18 protein-coding genes are annotated in these 19,534 nt (G+C 35.0%); 10 read left to right on the plus strand and 8 right to left on the minus strand.

All coding sequences use genetic code 11. From position 1 onward, the window contains the following. Nucleotides 1–487: 487 nt before the first annotated feature. Entirely contained in the window at nt 488–1,702 is a 1,215-nt protein-coding gene (locus tag J8281_RS15120) for a class I SAM-dependent rRNA methyltransferase (protein ID WP_210198488.1), read from the minus strand. A 305-nt stretch (nt 1,703–2,007) separates the two neighbouring features. Then, nucleotides 2,008–3,519, minus strand: a complete 1,512-nt coding sequence (locus J8281_RS15125; protein ID WP_210198489.1) for a DEAD/DEAH box helicase — start codon at nt 3,517–3,519, stop codon at nt 2,008–2,010. A gap of 173 nt (nt 3,520–3,692) precedes the next feature. On the opposite strand from J8281_RS15125, the gene J8281_RS15130 reads away from it, so the two are divergent. From J8281_RS15130 to lpdA, 5 genes are all read left to right on the plus strand, one after another. After that, nucleotides 3,693–4,562 (plus strand): alpha/beta hydrolase, encoded by an 870-nt coding sequence (locus J8281_RS15130; protein WP_210198490.1) that lies wholly within the window; start codon nt 3,693–3,695, stop codon nt 4,560–4,562. Between the two features lie 451 nt (nt 4,563–5,013). Beyond that, on the plus strand, nt 5,014–5,508 hold the full coding sequence (gene msrB, locus J8281_RS15135) for a peptide-methionine (R)-S-oxide reductase MsrB (RefSeq protein WP_210198491.1): 495 nt from the start codon (nt 5,014–5,016) through the stop codon (nt 5,506–5,508). Next, on the plus strand, nt 5,501–5,896 hold the full coding sequence (gene msrB / locus J8281_RS15140) for a peptide-methionine (R)-S-oxide reductase MsrB (protein WP_210198492.1): 396 nt from the start codon (nt 5,501–5,503) through the stop codon (nt 5,894–5,896). The genes msrB (J8281_RS15135) and msrB (J8281_RS15140) overlap by 8 nt, the downstream gene beginning before the upstream one ends. Nucleotides 5,897–5,952: 56 nt before the next feature. After that, nucleotides 5,953–6,492, plus strand: a complete 540-nt coding sequence (locus J8281_RS15145; RefSeq protein WP_210198493.1) for a hypothetical protein — start codon at nt 5,953–5,955, stop codon at nt 6,490–6,492. A 148-nt stretch (nt 6,493–6,640) separates the two neighbouring features. Beyond that, nucleotides 6,641–8,032: a dihydrolipoyl dehydrogenase gene (gene lpdA, locus J8281_RS15150; protein WP_210198494.1), complete on the plus strand. Its 1,392-nt coding sequence runs from the start codon at nt 6,641–6,643 to the stop codon at nt 8,030–8,032. A 164-nt stretch (nt 8,033–8,196) separates the two neighbouring features. On the opposite strand, the gene J8281_RS15155 is transcribed toward lpdA, so the two are convergent. The 4 genes from J8281_RS15155 to J8281_RS15170 all read right to left on the minus strand — a co-directional run bounded on the left by J8281_RS15155 (nt 8,197) and on the right by J8281_RS15170 (nt 10,827). Beyond that, on the minus strand, nt 8,197–8,928 hold the full coding sequence (locus tag J8281_RS15155) for a diphthine--ammonia ligase (RefSeq protein WP_210198495.1): 732 nt from the start codon (nt 8,926–8,928) through the stop codon (nt 8,197–8,199). Continuing rightward, nucleotides 8,925–9,347: a type II 3-dehydroquinate dehydratase gene (gene aroQ / locus J8281_RS15160; protein WP_210198496.1), complete on the minus strand. Its 423-nt coding sequence runs from the start codon at nt 9,345–9,347 to the stop codon at nt 8,925–8,927. The genes J8281_RS15155 and aroQ overlap by 4 nt, the downstream gene beginning before the upstream one ends. A gap of 110 nt (nt 9,348–9,457) precedes the next feature. Beyond that, complete coding sequence (locus J8281_RS15165; protein WP_210198497.1) at nt 9,458–10,090, minus strand: porin family protein; 633 nt, start codon at nt 10,088–10,090, stop codon at nt 9,458–9,460. A gap of 110 nt (nt 10,091–10,200) precedes the next feature. Next, nucleotides 10,201–10,827, minus strand: a complete 627-nt coding sequence (locus J8281_RS15170) for a porin family protein (protein ID WP_210198498.1) — start codon at nt 10,825–10,827, stop codon at nt 10,201–10,203. Between the two features lie 220 nt (nt 10,828–11,047). Here J8281_RS15170 and J8281_RS15175 point away from each other — a divergent pair, with 220 nt between their 5' ends. Next, complete coding sequence (locus tag J8281_RS15175; protein WP_210198499.1) at nt 11,048–11,656, plus strand: outer membrane beta-barrel protein; 609 nt, start codon at nt 11,048–11,050, stop codon at nt 11,654–11,656. Nucleotides 11,657–11,721: 65 nt separating this feature from the next. Next, the gene (gene xerD / locus J8281_RS15180; protein ID WP_210198500.1) at nt 11,722–12,618 is read left to right on the plus strand and encodes a site-specific tyrosine recombinase XerD; all 897 of its coding nucleotides are present in this window, start codon (nt 11,722–11,724) and stop codon (nt 12,616–12,618) included. A 305-nt stretch (nt 12,619–12,923) separates the two neighbouring features. Here xerD and J8281_RS15185 read toward each other — a convergent pair whose 3' ends face one another. Continuing rightward, nucleotides 12,924–13,793 carry an anti-sigma factor gene (locus J8281_RS15185; protein ID WP_210198501.1) on the minus strand — a complete coding sequence of 290 codons (870 nt, stop codon included), beginning with the start codon at nt 13,791–13,793 and terminating at the stop codon, nt 12,924–12,926. A gap of 107 nt (nt 13,794–13,900) precedes the next feature. Next, nucleotides 13,901–15,418, minus strand: coding sequence for an NAD(P)H-hydrate dehydratase (locus J8281_RS15190; RefSeq protein WP_210198502.1), 1,518 nt, complete (start codon nt 15,416–15,418; stop codon nt 13,901–13,903). 365 nt (nt 15,419–15,783) lie between these two features. Between J8281_RS15190 and thrA the strand changes: the two genes are divergently transcribed. Genes thrA through J8281_RS15205 form a run of 3 tightly spaced genes read left to right on the plus strand, consistent with a single transcriptional unit; the run spans nt 15,784 to nt 19,531 of the window. Next, nucleotides 15,784–18,228, plus strand: a complete 2,445-nt coding sequence (thrA, locus tag J8281_RS15195) for a bifunctional aspartate kinase/homoserine dehydrogenase I (protein WP_210198503.1) — start codon at nt 15,784–15,786, stop codon at nt 18,226–18,228. Between the two features lie 6 nt (nt 18,229–18,234). After that, complete coding sequence (locus tag J8281_RS15200; RefSeq protein WP_210198504.1) at nt 18,235–19,164, plus strand: homoserine kinase; 930 nt, start codon at nt 18,235–18,237, stop codon at nt 19,162–19,164. 1 nt (nt 19,165) lies between these two features. Further along, the gene (locus tag J8281_RS15205; protein WP_210198505.1) at nt 19,166–19,531 is read left to right on the plus strand and encodes a RidA family protein; all 366 of its coding nucleotides are present in this window, start codon (nt 19,166–19,168) and stop codon (nt 19,529–19,531) included. Nucleotides 19,532–19,534 lie beyond the last annotated feature (3 nt).

Below are 19,534 nucleotides of genomic sequence, written 5' to 3' on the forward strand. Positions count from 1 at the left end.
CAAAGATAAAGGGCATAGTTTAAGACTTAAATTTGAAGATAGTCTAACTAATTATACTGTTATCGTATAACGTTGTAATTCGGTTTTTAGCTTAATAAAATTATTATTATTTCAAATGGCTTAGCGTCAATACTGCTCATTTATTTAACAAATAGAGTAAAATCCATGAATTAAGCCTGTATTCGATTTTTTAAATATTCAAATATCCGTTATACGTACTACTGCCAAAATTGTGTCATGCTGCATTTCTTCCAGTATCTCATAAATAACAATATTTCAATACTTTATGAATTGAGATCCTGAAACAAGTTTAAGGTGAAGTAAAACCCCGAGTCTTTACGGATATTCTTTTTTTTTAGCTTTATTTTTAAAAATCACTCAATTTAATGGCTTTTAGTAGTCTTAGATACTTATGTCGAATTCAAATTTTATACTTATTTATTTGTGATCTGATTCATAATTTAAATATAAATTATCACCAGCAATCTCAATCTAAACAATAATAAGCACACTTAAGGTAGGCTCCTTCTGCAAAATTGACAGGATGATCAATATCATGGTATGTTTTTTCCAATATCATATAGGTACGCCCCATACTGCTTATATTTTCTTCACAGATCTCAAAAAAATCTTTAGCCAGTACTCGCGAAGAACATGATGCCAATACCAAAATACCCTGATTATTAACTAATTTTGAACCCAGTCTAGCAAGTTTTGCATAACTTTTTAGTGCCTTTGATATTTCACTTTCTCTCTTTGCAAAAGAAGGTGGATCAATAACTACTACATCAAACTTTTTTTGATCATCGATCAAATTTTGAAGACCTTCAAATGCATCTACGGTAATAGTATGATGTTTTCCTTTATGATGATTTAAAGATGCATTTTTAACAGCCATATCCAGGGCTTGTCTACTAATATCAAGACTTAAGACTTCGGTAGCACCGTTATAGAGGGCATGTACCGAAAACCCTCCGGCATACGAAAATACATCCAGCACTGTTTTGTCGTAAGAAAGCTCCCCCACTCTTTTTCGATTATGCCGATGATCTAAGAAATATCCGGTTTTATGGCCCTTAATCACATTTGCTGAAAATAATACGCCATGTTCTCTAAAAATCACAGCTTCATTTTGAAGCTTTCCAAATAGAATCGAACCATCTTTTAAATTGTAGATATTTCCGTTGGATTGTAATAATCGACTTAATCGCAATACCATAGTCGAACATTGGGATACTTTAAGTAAATAAGATAGTATACTATTAAGATAAGGAAACCAGATATGAGAATACAGTTTAATCACTAAAACCGAATCGTAAACATCTGCAATAAAACCTGGAAAACCGTCATTCTCACCAAAGAGCAGTCGGTAACTATTGGTATCAGTCTCTAATAAAGGCTTTCTAAGATTGTAGGCGTTATCAATCTTATTTGCAAACCATTGATCATTAATTTTTGCTGGATTTTTAAATTGAATAAGTTTAATTCTTATGGGAGAAAAAGGATCGTAGAAACCACAGGCAAGAAAAGTATTCTTTTTTGTATCGTAAACAATAGCCAGATCTCCTGCTTTTCCTTCTGCGCTTTGTTTACTAATACTATCAGCAAAAACCCAAGGATGTCCTCTTTTTACCATTTTTTCAGCAGAAGGTCTCAACTTTACCGCTAATCTTTTGGTAGGTATATCTTTTAGAAATTTCATACGAATAAACTATGTTTAACGGATTGACTTCAAATTTTTTAGCCAAAATTCTTGAACATTTCCTTAAGCTTACTTCCCTATTTTTTATTCATTTTCTTTTGTAGAGGCGATTACCTTGCCATACCTAATCCCTCCATGAGGGTTTCATACGTTTAAATTTTTTTAATTATTTGAAAATGAATTAATTATAAAATTAAGAACGTATGTAACCGCTATGCTCTCACATTAAAAATTTTATACATTCCCTATGGGGAAGTAATTTTTAAAATTTTTTAATGTTCGTTTCATAGAAGAAGATCCACTCACTATTCCATAAATAACTGATTGATTTTGGATCTAAGTTTTCTTTTGTAATCCTCTTCTAACCAATCTCTATAGTTTTTGGTACTTTTACTAATACAATACGAATATCTTTTCACCCTAAATTCGATATCTTTATCCAGTAATCTACTAAGAATACGGGCATCAAAAACATCTTCACTGTTTTCAATACACATTTTGGCGTGCTGTTCTATAGATTTTTCTAAAACGGTAAGGCTTCTTAGATTAAATTTCTTGGTTTTAGAATACTCTTCTTCAACATCAAATTCAATGTCAGACGATTTGCCAAACTCTTCTTTTATATCATCAGGCATAATGTATTTGAAATTTCTTTCAATTTCTTCATCACCTACCAAATTATCATAATAAAAATCAGGAGATCGAAATATAGATTGCCAATCAATTTCGGCATTCCACAATCCAAATCTTGCCGTATTATTACCCATGTCGACGATAGTAAATTCGGGTTTGGTGGGTAAAATACGTGACCCTCTACCAATCATTTGAAAATACAGCGTCAACGACTTTGTCGCTCTATTTAAAATAATACTCTCTACGGTTGGTTCATCAAAACCTGTCGTTAAAATACTTACCGATGTTAAAATAGCATCATCTGTATTTTTAAACCAGGTCAAAATATCTTCACGTTCTTGTTTGCTATTGGTATTATCAAGATGTCGAATAGGATACCCCGCCCTTTTAAAAGTATCATATACGTAGATAGAGGTATTGATCCCGTTATTGAAAATAAGTGTTTTCTTACCTTTACAACGCTCTTCATAAGCCTTTAAAAGCTTATCCTGCATCATCATATTTGTATATAACTCCTCAGACGATTTAACGGTATAATCACCATTCATCCCTATTTTTAAAGAACCTAAACCAACATCATAGGTGTAGGTAACGGGTTTTGCTAAAAAACCGTTAGTAATTAGAGATGTGATAGTGTCTCCCACGATGAGTTCATTGTAATTGTCTTTCATAGGGAGTTTCATATTAGAGCTAAGCGGCGTAGCTGTGACTCCAAGAATAAAACAATTACCAAAAAATTTAAACAATTTTCTGAACGAGTTGTAATGTGCCTCATCAATAATAACCATTCCTATATCGGTAAGCTCTAATTGATCATCATTAAGTCGGTTATTTAGCGTCTCTACCATAGCAACAAAACACATATATTCACCTTGATCGTACAACTCTTTAACGGCGCTGTTGATGATCTTGTTCTTCACCCTAAATTCGGTAAGCATATTAGAGGTTTGAGCGCAAAGCTCTATTCTATGTGTAAGTACAACTACCTTTTTTTTGGTAGTTTCTATGTAACGCCTCACAATTTCTGAAAATATAACCGTTTTACCTCCACCGGTGGGTAATTGGTACAGTAAATTATAACGTTCAGGAAATTCTTCGACGCGACTAAAGATTTTGTCTATATCACGCTTCTGGTAATCATACAGAACTTTTCGTTCTTTCTTTTCTATCTCTATTTGTGACAAACGTGGGCTTTATTAAAAATAAGCTACAAAATTAAGCACTTTTATAGGGTATACGAAACAATTCCTTAATTATATTTCAGCATAATAATATTGTAGAATGTTAATTGTTCTTAATTCTTCATATTAAAACCTGGTGTTCTAGTACTTTTGAACTCAAAATTTTCAACTATTTCATGGATTCAACGCAAAAAGATTTGATTCCGGTTCAGGCGTTATTGTTACCAAAACCAATCTTGTATACGGGTAAATTTTTAAATTGGATTTCTCCTTTTTTAGCGTCGCGATTTGCAGCTCGAATTTTTTTAACTCCATTTGGCTATAAAATGCCAGAGCGAGAAAAAAAGATGTATCATAAAAGTAAAAAAGCGTATGTGTATATAGAAAAAATAAACCGGAATGTCATGGTGTATCACTATGGAACTTCAGATAAAAAGATCCTATTAGTACATGGTTGGTCTGGCAGCGGAACACAACTTTCAAAAATAGCCGATCAACTTCTAAAGCAGGGGTACAGTACTGTAAGTTTTGACGCCCCGGCACATGGCAAATCACCAGGAAAACGAACAATGATGCCGCACTTTATTGAAACAATACATCATTTAGAAAAAACTCATGGTCCGTTTCATGCTGCGGTAGGGCATTCATTAGGCGGAATGTCACTACTAAGAGCAACTCGGTTTGGTTTTTCTATTCATAAACTGGTGATTATAGGTACTGCTAATAGCATTACTGCTATCACTAAGAATTTTGCGAAAAATTTACAATTGGATAAAAAAGTAGCCCGCTTATTAAAATCATATTTTGACTCCCGATTTGGAGAAGATCTTGATAATTATTCTGGAGCAACATCGGCAAAGTACGTTAAAACACCTACTCTGGTGATACACGATAAAAACGATGTAGATGTGCACTATAGCGCTGCGCACGAAATTGCAGAAGCTCTTGACAATAAAGAACTTTTACTAACTGAAAAATTGGGGCATCGAAAAATTCTAGGGGATAAAAGAGTAATTCATAAGATTATCGAATTTATAAATGAATAACAATATTAATTGATTGTTCTTTAGTATACCCAAAATTTAACTGAGAAGTCATCCTGAATTCATTTCAGGATCTCATGAAGTTTATTTTCAGTAAATTAAGGATGAGAAGCTGAAACAAACCTGTGCTGAACTCGTTTCAGTATTCAGCTTGACGCAAATCGTTTAGGTTAAATTACGGATATTCACACAATATTATGTATTAAAACACATATTTTTTCGACCAATACTTTAATTTAGTGAACTGGTTTAAACTTTTTTGATTTAAGCAGGACCGACCGATAGGAAGGTGCCAGATGGTGCGATTGCAAAAGATTTTGTGCTTAGATGAAGTGATTTTTTACTTGCATAGCGGCGCTACGGAAGTCAAAAATTATAAAATGTAAGTGCAAAACGGCATTTTTTTAGCAAATTGAAAAAAGTTTAAACCAGTTCAGTATTTAAATGATGCGCTATGCAAAAATTATTCATGTTATTTATAGGTTTTCAACTAATGAGCTGTAGTGGAACGGCTCAAAAAAATCAGAATACCGAAACAAAAACATATCCGGTCTCAAAAACAAAGGCTGAATGGAAAGAAATATTATCACCAGAGCAGTTCTATATTTTACGACAAGTAGGTACCGAAAGACCATTTTCGAGCCCATTAAATAAAATTTATAAACCGGGTACATTTTATTGTGCAGGTTGTAAAACACCTCTGTATGAAGGTGAACACAAATTTGATAGTGGTACGGGATGGCCTAGTTTTGATCGAGCTATAGAAGGTAGTGTCGACAAAGATGTAGACTATAAACTAGGATATGCTCGATCTGAGTTGTTATGTAGTACATGCGGGGGTCATTTGGGACATGTATTTAATGATGGTCCAAGAGAAACTACAGGAATGAGACATTGTATCAATGGTGATGCATTGGTATTCGAGCCTAAAAACACAAAACATGAGTAAGTATCCCATACAAAAATCGGAGGCCGAGTGGAAAGCACAGTTATCTGAAGAACAATATCGAGTGTTACGACAAAAAGGAACTGAAAGACCTTTTACCGGCGCGTTCAATATGCACTTTGATAAAGGAACGTATACGTGTATGGCCTGTAATGCTGCTTTATTTGAAAGTAATTCTAAATTTGATTCGGGTTGCGGCTGGCCAAGTTTTGACGAAGCTATCGATGGAAGTATTGAATACGTAAGAGACACCTCTCATGGGATGATACGTACAGAGATCCTATGTGCCAATTGCGGTAGTCACCTGGGTCATGTTTTTGATGATGGCCCTACCCAAACCGGTCAGCGATATTGTGTAAACTCGGTAAGCATTGATTTTGATAATTCGTAACCAAATTTTGGAACACTTATTGATAATTAAATTAGAACTATTTAATATTATTCATTATGAAAAAAATTTTCGCATTAGTTTGTTTTACAACGCTACTATTAACTTCCTGCTCAAACGATGATGATGCTATCGATTTTGATACTATCGGAACCACAATAGATTTAGATCCCGTAACTTTTGGAGCGCCTGATTTTGCAGTAACCTTTTCTTTTATTGATAATAATATTGAAGTTTTTGATTCGGATGTTGTTCAAGTATTTCGTAGAGAAGGAACAGCTAATGGTGAACCTTTATGGGAACCTTTGCCTACTGCTTCTTTCTTCTTTTTCAATGAAACAACAAATAGTGTGGACGGTTTTTTAAATTATCGATATAATTTCACTATTGATGATGTAGAAATTGTTTTAAATTTTGACGTGGCAGATGGTAATCTAGTGGGACCAGAATTTACAACCAATCAAATATTTAGGATAGTTGTTCTACCTTCTGCTTTTGCAGAAGATAATGGTATTGATATTCAGAATTATGATGCTTTATCTTCCGCTTTACAGCTAAAATCGAAAACTATTCCAAAAATGGCAATTCAACAGCAATAACATTAAAGATCTTAATATATCTTAACGCTTTTTTCTATGAAAAAAGCGTTTTTTAATTTATCCAATGTTTGATTGTTAGGGAATATGTAATTCCTTTTTTGGTTCGCACAATTATCCTTAAATTCGTGACTTCAAAAAATTGGAATTTATGAGCACATATGATATCATCGTTTTAGGAAGCGGCCCCGGGGGTTATGTTACAGCTATAAGAGCTTCGCAACTAGGTTTTAAAACTGCAATTGTAGAAAAAGAAAGCCTTGGCGGAGTTTGTTTGAACTGGGGATGTATTCCAACAAAAGCACTACTCAAAAGTGCACAGGTTTTTGACTATCTAAAGCATGCTTCAGATTATGGACTTACCATAGAAAAATTTGATAAAGACTTTGATGCTGTGGTAAAACGTAGTCGTGGCGTTGCCGAAGGAATGAGTAAAGGAGTTCAGTTTTTGATGAAAAAAAATAAAATTGACGTTATCGAGGGCTTCGGTAAACTCATATCAGGCAATAAAGTTAGTGTCAAAGATTCAAAAGGAAAATCAAGTGAGCATGAAGCCAAACATATTATCATTGCAACCGGTGCTCGATCCAGAGAACTTCCTAACTTACCACAAGATGGTAAAAAAGTGATTGGTTATCGCGATGCAATGACTCTGGCAAAGCAACCTAAAAAAATGATTGTTGTGGGATCTGGAGCTATTGGAGTTGAGTTTGCTCATTTCTATAATGCCATGGGTACCGAAGTTACAATCGTAGAATACTTACCCAATTTGGTTCCGTTAGAAGATGAAGAAGTATCTAAGCAATTCGAGCGAAACTTTAAAAAATCAGGTATTAAGGTAATGACCAATGCTTCTGTAGAAAGTGTAGATACCAGTGGCGAGGGTGTAAAAGCTACAGTCAAAACTAAAAAGGGCGAAGAAACATTAGAAGCAGATATTCTCTTATCTGCTGTTGGTATTAAAACCAATATCGAGAATATTGGTCTTGAAGAATTAGGAATAGCAATTGATAAAGATAAGATCGTAGTCAATGATTGGTACCAAACCAATATCCCCGGAGTATATGCTATTGGAGATGTGGTAAAAGGCCCTGCTTTAGCTCATGTAGCCTCTGCGGAAGGAATAACCTGTGTAGAAAAAATCGCCGGTATGCATGTAGAACCTATCGATTATGGTAATATACCAGGATGTACGTATGCTTCTCCTGAAATCGCCAGTGTCGGAATGACTGAAAAGCAAGCCAAAGAAGCTGGTTTTGACCTTAAAATTGGTAAATTTCCTTTTTCTGCATCAGGTAAAGCCAGTGCTGCGGGTACAAAAGACGGTTTTGTAAAAGTTATTTTTGATGCCAAATATGGTGAATGGTTGGGGTGTCATATGATTGGTGCAGGAGTCACAGATATGATTGCCGAAGCAGTTTTAGGTAGAAAATTAGAAACTACAGGACATGAAGTACTTAAAGCAGTACACCCACACCCTACAATGAGTGAAGCAGTGATGGAAGCTGTGGCCGATGCGTATGACGAGGTCATCCACTTGTAATAAAGAAGAAAATCTTATTTGTATACACTAAAGAGGGTGTCTAAAAAGTATTAAAAAACGTCATTACGAAAAATTTTAATTTTGAAGTAATCTGTTTATCAAAAATTTAAGTTCAACAGATTCCTTCGCTTCTCTCGGAATGACAACTTTTTAGACATCCTCTTTTATCTTTTAGGCACAAGATCACAATACCAGAAAGAAGTGTCCCAACTATGATCCTGGTTATCTGTAAAACAATCGTCTTTAGTATCTGTTGCCGGTTGATAGCTACGAAGTACCTTCTCTCCTATTTCGAAATGGATAGGATTGCTAAAAATGGGACCGTCGAAAACAAAGGTGTGAAATTCACCATGTTCACCACAAGGATCTACATTTTCTGGCAAATCATTTAAAAATTGTTGATCCAAAATCCTTCCGCAGAAAGACTCATCCAGATACTTTGCATTTACACAAACAGTGATGGCTTTAAATCCTAACTGTATACATTCCTGAAAGACCTCTTTTGTATCTCGTTTCCAAAGTGGAAATATCGGTTGAATACCCACTTTTTTTAACTCATTTTCTCTATAATCACGCAAATCTTCCAAAAAAATGTCACCAAAAACGCAATGTGTATATCCACTTTCTTTTAGAGCTTTTACGGCAATGGCCATGGTTTTAGTATAGGTTTCCATAGATACCTGTGCAGGAAAAGGTATGGTTCTCAAAGATATACCCAATTGCCTGGCTTGTTGTTCTAGTAATGCTATTCTTAAACCATGCATTGAGACCCGTTTGTAATCTTGGTTTATAGTCGTAACTAGTTCAGAAACATGAAATTTCTTCTGTTTTTGTATATGATATAGCGAAAGAGCAGCATCCTTACCACTACTCCAATTCATATAGGTCTGATTCATTTTTGATCTATAAAACTTTGAATGGCAAGTACGTAGCTTTGCAATCCGAATCCTAGAATAACACCTTTGGCATGGGGTGATATGTAGGATTGATGTCGAAATTCTTCCCTTCCGAAAGTGTTTGAAATATGAACTTCTACAACAGGCGTAGTAATAGCCTTGATCGCGTCAGCAATTCCTATAGAAGTATGCGTATAGGCTCCTGCATTCAGGATAACGCCCTCATAATCCTCATCGGCCTCTTGTATTTTGGTAATCATTTCTCCCTCTATATTGGATTGAAAATAAGCCAGTTCAACTTCTTTGAATTTAAATTGAAGGGCTGTAAAGAATTCAGTAAATGTCTGATTTCCATAAATTCCCGGTTCTCGCTTTCCTAACAAGTTTAAGTTGGGGCCATTAATAATGATGAGTTTCATTCGCTATATGTTTGTAAAATTGAGGATTAGAGATTAGCCGGTTATATTTTTTGTAATGTCAACTTCTATCTGTAGCGTTTATCATTTTTATTTGGAAGTTGTTTACTTCCTTATTGCTGTACAGCCGGTTGTTGTCTTCGGTTATTTTTTGTTTTGAATAAATAGCCTACAGATAACTGAAACATCGAAGTATTTGCCGATATATCTAGAACATTGGTATCGATTACTTCATTAATGCCCAAAACATAATGAAGCTGAAAAAACAAACCACTCTCCGCTTTATATCCAACTCCAAAATTCCATCCAAAATCAAAATTTTCGAAAGTATCAAAAAACGCGTCGGTTTCTTCTCCTTCTGATTGCGAACTACTGGCTAGAGTTGCAAATCTAGGGCCCGTTTCGAGACTAAATCTTGGGGTAAAATAATACTTAGCAATAATAGGTAGTGCCAAATAATTAAGACTTACTTTATTATCTATACCGTTTTCATCTACTGTATAGCCCTGTGCCGAATATAAGATTTCTGTTTGAACATAGAATCGTGAAGAAACCGGAAATTCGATTACCGCCCCTAGGTGCATACGTATTCTTGCCTCTGTGTCATCAATATCTCCTGCTAAATTGGCATAATTTAATCCGATTTTAAATCCAGCTCGCGTATACAAGGGATCCTCATCTTGTTGTGCCAAAACTAAGGCCGAATACGTAAGCATAAGAATGAATAAAACAGTCTGTTTTTGCATAACATTTTTGATTACTACTCAAAAGTAGGTTTATTTTTTAAATGTAGCCAAATAAAAAAGCATCTTGATGAAAATTCAAGATGCTTTACAAACGTTATTTAAATAAGGTATTAGAACTTATATCCTACAGAAATTTGAAATACATTGTTGGATATTCTATTGTCATCACCATCTTCCCTGTCATCGGCAAGATCAGATAACCCTAAATTATAACGAGCATCAAAGAAAATACCCGCTGGTAGTTGATATCCTGCACCAAAATTAAGACCTAAATCTATACTTTTGTAAAATTCATCGATATCTTCTTCTGCATCAATACCTTCTCCTTCAACTTTTTCTTTAGCTGAAGTTAAAAATCCTATTTGAGGTCCTGCCTGAAGACTAAAACCTTCAGCGGCATAAAACTTAGCCATTAAAGGTACATTAATGTAATTTAGCCTAATGGTATTTTCAGTAGAAAACTCTTCACCACTAGTAGAATCGAACTCAAAATCATCAAACTTTGCACCTTGAGAGGAATAAAGCAATTCTGGAGCAAAAGCAAATTTTTCTGAAATTGGAATTTCCACTATTGCACCTAGATGAAATGAGGTACGACCATCAAGATCATCAGTCTCATCACCACCAATACTAGCAAAGTTTACTCCTGCCTTGGCTCCAAATCTAATGTTTTCTTCTTGCGCAGTTGCTACTATACCTAGTGAAGCTAAAACTGCAAATACTAAAATTTTTTTCATTTTATGATTGAATTATAAATTAGTCGGCAAAACTACAGTTTTTGTCGATATAACTAATTTTTATGTTACTTTTTTTCACAATTTAACAAAATTTGATAGTTATAGTATTGATTATCAATACCATTATAATCTACAATAATAATCATAAAATAATATAAACTTTTAAGCGTTTTTTACCAGATAATACTAGTTAAGTACTAATATTTAATAAACAACAATCATGAAAAAAGTAATGTTAACTGCAATGGCGGTAGTAAGTTTTGTAACTGCAAAAGCTCAGGATGCTATTGGATCTGAAGGATTTGCTAATGGAGATGTCTTTATCTCTGGTGCCGTAGGCTATGGATCAACTAAAACAGGAGACACAAAGTCAAATACATTGACTTTAACACCTCGTGTAGGGTATTTTGTTGATTCCAATTTCGTTATTGGATTAAGAGCCGGATACGTGAGTGAGTCTTTGGAGAATACGGTAATTGAAGATACATTTGTAGAAGAATTAGATATCAACACACTAGAAATAGGTGGTTTTGGTAGATATTATAGTACCCCTGCCGATAAATTCTCATTCTTTGGAGAACTGGCAATAAGTTATTTGAGTACTGATACTGATTTTGGAACCGGAGATTTTAAAACAGATGGTTTTGGTATCGGTTTCAGCCCTGGAATAAACTATTTTCTTAGTCCTAATATAGCTATAGAAGCAGCTTGGGGTGCGCTATCATACGTTACAGTAGAGCCAGATTTTGAAGGTGCTGAATCTACAGACACTTTTGAAATTGGATTAGACCTGGATGATATCACTTTAGGTCTGGTCTATAAATTTTAATAAAAAATCTTTACATTTAAAAGAGCCATCCCAATCAGGGATGGTTTTCTTTTTATCTTAGCTTCATGAATTGGAATCATGCCATTAAGGATTATATACACTATTTAAAAATAGAACGAGGCCTTTCTGAAAATTCTATTATCAATTACGCTTTAGATCTTCAACGATTGCTAACATTTTTAGAAAAATCAGAAATTAAAGATTCGCCTTTAGCTATAAATAAAGAAACTTTACAACAATTTGTCTTCGAAACGGCAAAATTGGTCAATGCACGTTCACAATCCCGGATTATTTCCGGATTACGAAGTTTTTTTAATTATCTGGTTTTCGAGGACTATAGAGAAACGAATCCGATGGATCTCATTGAATCTCCAAAAATTGGCAGAAAACTGCCTGATACCTTATCTGTTGATGAAATTGATAACATCATTGCACAAATTGATCTAAGTACGCCTGAAGGAGAGCGTAACAGAGCGATTATTGAAACGTTATATGGTTGCGGACTTCGAGTTAGCGAATTGACCGAACTAAAATTATCGAATCTATTTTTTGATGAAGGTTTTATAAGTGTCACAGGTAAAGGTGATAAGCAACGCTTTGTACCTATTGGTAACACCACGCAGAAATATATCAATATCTATATTCGTGAAATAAGAAATCATATGGTCATAAAATCAGGTCATGAGGATACGCTATTTTTGAATCGTAGAGGCAGCCAGCTCACTAGAGCCATGATTTTTACCATCATTAAGAGATTAGTAGCACAAACCGGACTTCAAAAAAAAGTAAGTCCGCACACCTTTAGACACTCTTTTGCAACACATCTTCTTGAAAATGGAGCTGATTTAAGGGCTATTCAATTAATGTTGGGCCATGAAAGTATTACAACCACAGAAATTTACATGCATGTAGATCGAACCCACCTGACTGAAGTGATGAACACTTTTCATCCAAGAAGGTGAATTAAATAACTATAGTATTTAGTTCTATAGACATTCTTTTACCTGCTTTACGCGATGCTTACAAGTAAAGTATTCTAGGGCTTTCGAGGTGATAGCACCAAAGTGCTATTTTTAAAAACCGATTTGTTTAAAATCAAACTTTGGTTAATACCTACCTGGCAGACGATACAAGATTAATAACACAATCTTATAGCCCATCAATAACTATGTCTGTAAAAATAATAATTGTAATTAATGGGCTTGAAATGCTCTTTTACCTGCTCCTTTTAAAATGTAAAACAAATTAGAAAAATCATATGCTATGATTAACGTCTAACACTACCTGTAATGAAAAAATTGTTTGTATTCATACCATTCAATTCATTAGCTTGCGCATTTTGAAAGGATAGCAATTCGATGTAGAATGGTTCAGAACTATTATCAGAGGTAGTAGGTTCTATGGTAATAAATCCACTTTTTCCAGCTAGATTCACGGGAACATCAATATTAATTAAATTTCCGGCAGCTTCATTAAGAAAGTCTTCACCTGGAACAGAAGGTCCATCAGTTTGCCCACTAAATATATCACTAGTATCACTTTGATTAGCTTGAGAAAATTTTCCTAAAGAAACATTAAGATTAGCACCGTTTCGATCTTGTAATACTACCCATGCTTCATAACTCCATCCCGAAGACAATTGGGGAAGATTTAAACCGGGTGTTATGGTTTGAGATCCATTTAAGGTGTTGGTAAACCAAATTCCGTTAGGATCGCCATTTGCTGTGGCTCCCGTAAAGGTTCGTAATACGAAGTTTCCACTAATTCCATTAAAATCCCCTATGGTTTGCAACGAACTTAACTGTGCTGTGTTACTACTGCCGTTAAAACTCGCTGAAGCAAGACGAGTGTTTGAAGGGGTATTGCTAGCGCTACTTTCTATGGTAATAAAAAATTCATTTGCATTATTTAAATCCTCTGTTAACACACTAAAGGTCTTTGGAAAACTATTGTCTTGAAAAGTTCCTAAAGAAATAGTGTTACCGTTTGTTCTCAACCAAGCTTGATAAATAGCTGATCCTTGTAACGTTACCACATTTAATGCATTTACTTCTAGAGTAGATGTTGGTGGTCCATCATCACTAGAACATGATACAGCAAGTATAGCAACTGCTATTATAAACATCCTTTTGATCATCGTTTTTGCTTTTAAGATTATATATATATACGAAAATAACTCTAAATTATATATTAAATTGTTACTATAACCATAATATTTAACCTGATTGCAACGGGGCTATGGTGCTATTTTTTGGATTGTTCAAAAAGCTTCAAATAAGCTGCTCCCAGGTTAGTAATAATGTCGCTTGCCAAAGTAGCTTCAAATCCTTGTTTATAAGCAGCTAAATCCCCGGCACTTCCATGAATATAAACTCCAAACATCGCGGCGTGTAAAGGTTCATAACCTTGGGATAATAGACCCGTTATGATTCCGGTTAAGACATCACCACTTCCTGCCGTGGCCATACCTGGGTTTCCTGTGGTATTTATATATAATTGATCTTCGTAAATAGTGATAGTATGCGCTTCTTTGGCAACAATAATACAGTCATATGTAGTTGAAAACGCTTTGATTTTATTCAATTTATCAAAATCGTCTTTCCATTCACCTATTAACCGCTCTAATTCCTTGGGGTGCGGAGTTAAAATCGTTTTTGGTGGTAGTTCTTTCAAAAAACCAGGATTTTTTGCTAGAATGTTAAGGCCATCGGCGTCGATAACCATAGGTGTAGTATTTTTTTCTAAGAATTTATAAAAAGCTTTTACTGTTTTCTCATGCGTTCCCATTCCTATTCCGATCCCTATGGCAGAAACTTCAAAATCCAAATGAATTTCAGATAATTCATCATCATCATCTGTGATTACCATAGCTTCTGGCACTGCGGTTTGCATCGTAGTATAACCGCATTCTGGAATATAAGCCGTAGCCAGACCAGTACCGATTTTTAAAGCCGCTTTAGTGCAGAGTAGTACACTTCCTATTTTACCATAACTTCCTCCAATTAACACACAATGCCCGTAAGTACCTTTGTGAGTATACGTATTACGAGAACGATAGAGAGGCAATACCTCATTTTTACCGATTAATTGAGCAACACTTTCACTTTGCTGAAGAAATTCTCGATCTAACCCTATATCTATAACCTCTATATCTCTGGTATATATTCCTGTATTTGGTAAAAAGAATACTAATTTGGGAAGTTGAAAGGTGATTGTACTATCACAATATAGTATACTTTCTGGATCATCGGGCGCTTTATCGGTATACAAACCAGAAGGAATGTCAACAGCAATAACAAAACTTTTAAACGTATTAATATGTTTTATCAATTGCTTTACCCAGGGCACCAAAGGCCTATTCAGACCTATTCCAAACATGGCATCAATTACGATATCGTGCTGTGAAAGTGTAGGAAGGTCGTTCTCAGACCGTAATTGTGTCGGCCATTCTTTTGACATGCTTTTAAGCCTATCATAATTCGATAAGAAATTTTTTGATCTATTTTCACTAAAGTTAACGATGTATGTGCGCACGTAATAACCGTGTTCTTCTAGCAACCTGGAAATAACAAGACCATCTCCCCCATTATTACCAATACCGCAAAAAACATGAATATGCACAGGAGCACTTTGTAGACGACGATGTATAGTATCGAATACTTTTGTGGCAGCGCGTTCCATTAATTCTAGAGAACTTATCTGTTCGATTTTAAGCGTAGCTTCATCAGCTTTTCGCATTTGTTGTGCAGACAATATTTTCATATCTTCAAAAAGTAGTGCTATTTCATTTCAATTTTAAAAATTATGCAATGAATTTTGAAATATAGCTTCTGATTAACAAAAATTTAAGGTTTATACGTATTTAATTTTCTGTAAAAATAAAAAAGTATACATTTGAATCAGTTTTAGAAACTAGTAATGATGAGTACCTTTTACTTCAAAAATTTGTCTCTTTTGTCAGAAACTACTGCTGGATCTGAGATTTCTGCTATTATTGGTACTTCTACGAATATTACCCTTAGGGGTTAATTATATGATATATCACCACCGCAAAAAGTACATAAGTTTATCATAAACGTAAGGTACAGTAGAAAATTTACATCATCAATTTCAATCAAAATTTTATTATGAACGTTCTAAAATTTGGAGGTTCTTCAGTAGCCAATGCGGCAACCATCGAAAAAGTGATAGCTATTATTAAAGAACAAGCAAAGCGTGAATCTTTATTTGTCGTGGTTTCTGCCCTGGGCGGGGTAACCGATCTGCTTCTTTTGGCAGGTAAACAAGCTTCGAGTAATAATGAGGAATATAAAGATACTCTTGCCGAAATAGAAAGACGCCATTTTGATATCATAAAAACGCTCATCCCGGTAGCTTCTCGAAGTGCCATTATGAGTAAGGTAAAAGCAGAATTTAATACTTTAGAATCACTATGTGAGGGCGCATTTTTATTAAGTGAGTTATCAGAAAAAACTGCTGCTGTCATATCAAGTTTTGGCGAATTACTTTCTTCATATATCATTACAGAAGCTGCCAAAGTAAAGGGACTAGATATCGCATTAAAAGATGCACGGGAGATCATCGTAAAAACACCCGATTCGAAAGTTGCCGTAGATTATACAGAAACTAATAAAAGAATCACAGCCTTCGCATCGCAATTTAAAAATGACATATGTCTACTTCCTGGCTTTGTAGCCAAAACGTCAGATGGCGAACCTGCTACGCTGGGTCGAGGTGGGTCTGACTTTACAGCAGCGATACTGGCTGCAGCCTTGAATACAAAAGAATTACAGATCTGGACAGACGTTAGTGGGATGTTTACCGCAAATCCAAAGCTTGTAAAGCAAGCAAAACCAGTCGATCATATTTCGTACCACGAGGCTATGGAACTTTCTCATTTTGGAGCCAAAGTGATCTACCCTCCTACCATTCATCCGGTACTCGAAAAAAATATTCCTATTCTCATTAAAAATACATTCGAACCCAAAGATAAGGGTACGTTGATTACTCGAAACGTTGAAACCAGAAAAAAATCCGTAACCGGAATTAGTCATATTGATCACATTTCTATACTTTCTATTGAAGGGAGCGGCATGGTAGGTATTCCTGGATTTTCAAAACGTTTGTTCGAAGCCCTGTTTTTTGAAAATATTAATGTGATTTTGATAACACAAGCTTCGTCTGAGCATTCTATTTGTCTGGCTATCGAAACACACTATGCCGAAAGGGCAAAACATGTGTTAAGTACAACTTTTGAATTTGAAATTTCTAAAAATAAATTAGAACCTATCAAAATTGAAAATAATAACGCAATTGTTGCTTTGGTAGGTGATAATATGTATCAGCATCAGGGTTTGAGCGGTAAAATGTTTAGTACTCTAGGAAAAAATAATGTAAATATTCGAGCAATTGCACAAGGGGCTTCCGAAAAAAATATATCGGTAGTGATTGAAGATAAAGATATCAAAAAGGCATTGAATACCTTACATGAGCGTTTTTTTGAGGTCAAAACGAAACAATTAAATCTATTTGTCACCGGAGTCGGAAATGTTGGAAGCAAACTTTTAGAACAGTTAGATCAGCAAAATGAGTATCTCAAAAATAAATTACGCCTAAAAATAAGAGTTGTGGGTTTATCCAATTCCAAAAAAATGATTTTTAAGGAAACGGGGATAGCCCTAAATCAGTGGTCAGAATTATTAAAACAAGGTAAGAAAGCAAATGCACAGGAGTTTTTCGAAACTGCCAAAAAAATGAACCTAAGAAACTCTATATTCGTCGATAACACTGCAAATCCCGATATTGCCAAAATCTATAGGTATTATTTAAGTGAAAGTATGGCTGTGGTAACTTGCAATAAAATAGCTTGTGCAGATGAGTACAGCAATTATGAAGAGTTACAAGATCTATCTAGAAAGTTTGATGCCTCTTTTTTATACGAAACTAATGTAGGCGCAGGTTTACCAATAATAAACACCCTTAGCAACTTGATTGCATCAGGCGATACTATTCATAAAATACAAGCAGTACTATCTGGTAGCCTTAATTTTGTTTTTAACAACTACAAACAAGGTACAAATTTTTATGATATTGTAAAGCAGGCACAAGAAGAAGGGTATACAGAACCTGATCCGAAAATTGATCTAAGTGGAATCGATGTAGCGCGCAAAATACTTATTTTAGCCAGAGAAAGTGGTAGAGTGATGGAGTTGGAAAATATAGAGAACGATGCCTTCTTACCGCAAGAAAGTCTTGATACCGATAATGTTGACGATTTTTTTGATTCGTTAAAAGCGAATGAATCTCATTTCAACGAGCTATTAACAAAAGCTGATGAGCAAAATTGTCGACTAAAATATGTTGCACAATATGAAAATGAGATGGCAAAAGTTGGATTACAACACATTTCACCAGATCATCCTTTTTATAATCTCGAAGGAAGTGACAATATCGTATTATTTTACACTGATCGATATGCAGAACAGCCATTAATTGTTAAGGGAGCAGGTGCCGGAGCAGAAGTTACTGCTTCAGGAATTTTTGCAGATATTATTCGAATTGGTAAAAAATAAGAAAGAATGACTACAAAAAGCCTAAAAGTATTTGCTCCCGCAACGGTTGCTAACCTTTCCTGTGGATTTGATGTTTTGGGTTGTTGTCTTGACACCGTTGGAGATGAAATGGTAATTGCCTTAACACAAGACCCAAATGTGACTATTACCAAAATTGAAGGTGCCGATCTTCCGCTAGAAACCCATAAAAATGTAGCCGGAGTTGCAGTCGAAGCATTATTACGCCAATATGACCAAAACATTGGTGCAACTATAGAAATCTATAAAAAAATTAAAGCAGGTAGTGGAATTGGAAGTAGTGCTGCCAGTAGTGCGGGGGCAGTTTGGGCCGTGAATTACTTACTTGGTCGGCCATTTACCAAGCAACAGCTCGTTTCATTTGCTATGGAAGGAGAAAAATTAGCTAGTGGTAACGCCCATGCCGATAATGTGGCTCCTGCCCTTTTTGGCGGATTTACATTAGTTCGAAGTTATCACCCCTTGGATATCATAAAACTGAATACTCCAAAAGATATCGTGATGACTATAATCCATCCACAAATCGAGGTGAAGACTTCTGATTCCCGATCAGTAATTAAAAACAAAATTTCGTTACAAAAGGCAATACAACAATGGGGAAATGTTGGTGGATTCGTTGCTGGTTTGTGCACTAATGATTACCAGTTAATCGGTAGAAGTTTAGAGGATGTTATTATTGAACCCCTGCGATCTATCTTAATTCCAGAGTTTGAAAAAGTAAAGAATATTGCGCTCGAAAAAGGAGCTTTAGGTTGTGGTATTTCGGGATCTGGACCTTCTATTTTTGCATTAAGTAAAGGATTACAAGTGGCTAAAAACGTTGCAGAAGGCATCGATCATGTTTATAAAAAAACGGGGCTTGAATTCGATATTCATGTTTCTAAAATTAACACAGAAGGAGTGAAAATTATTTTATAAGATGATAGAAATTAAAAAAATAGCCAGCGGTGCTCCATGGGAAGAAACCGTAGGCTACTCTAGAGCTATTAAAGTTGGTAACAACATAGAGATTGCCGGTACGACTGCTCAGGGAAAGGACGAATATGAACAAACCGTTGAAATTATTAAAATTGCGAAAGATGCGTTAGAAAAATTAAATGCGAGCTTACATGATGTTGTACGAACAAGAATCTACTGTACTAACATTTCAAATTGGAAACAGATTGGTACTGCGCATCATGAGTTTTTTGGCGCCATAAAACCAGTGACTACTATGATCGAAGTTTCTAGATTAATTACTCCGGAAATTTTAGTAGAAATCGAATTTTCTGCAATTGTAAACTAATTA

This window comes from Aquimarina sp. U1-2, assembly GCF_017897595.1.
GTDB lineage: Bacteria > Bacteroidota > Bacteroidia > Flavobacteriales > Flavobacteriaceae > Aquimarina.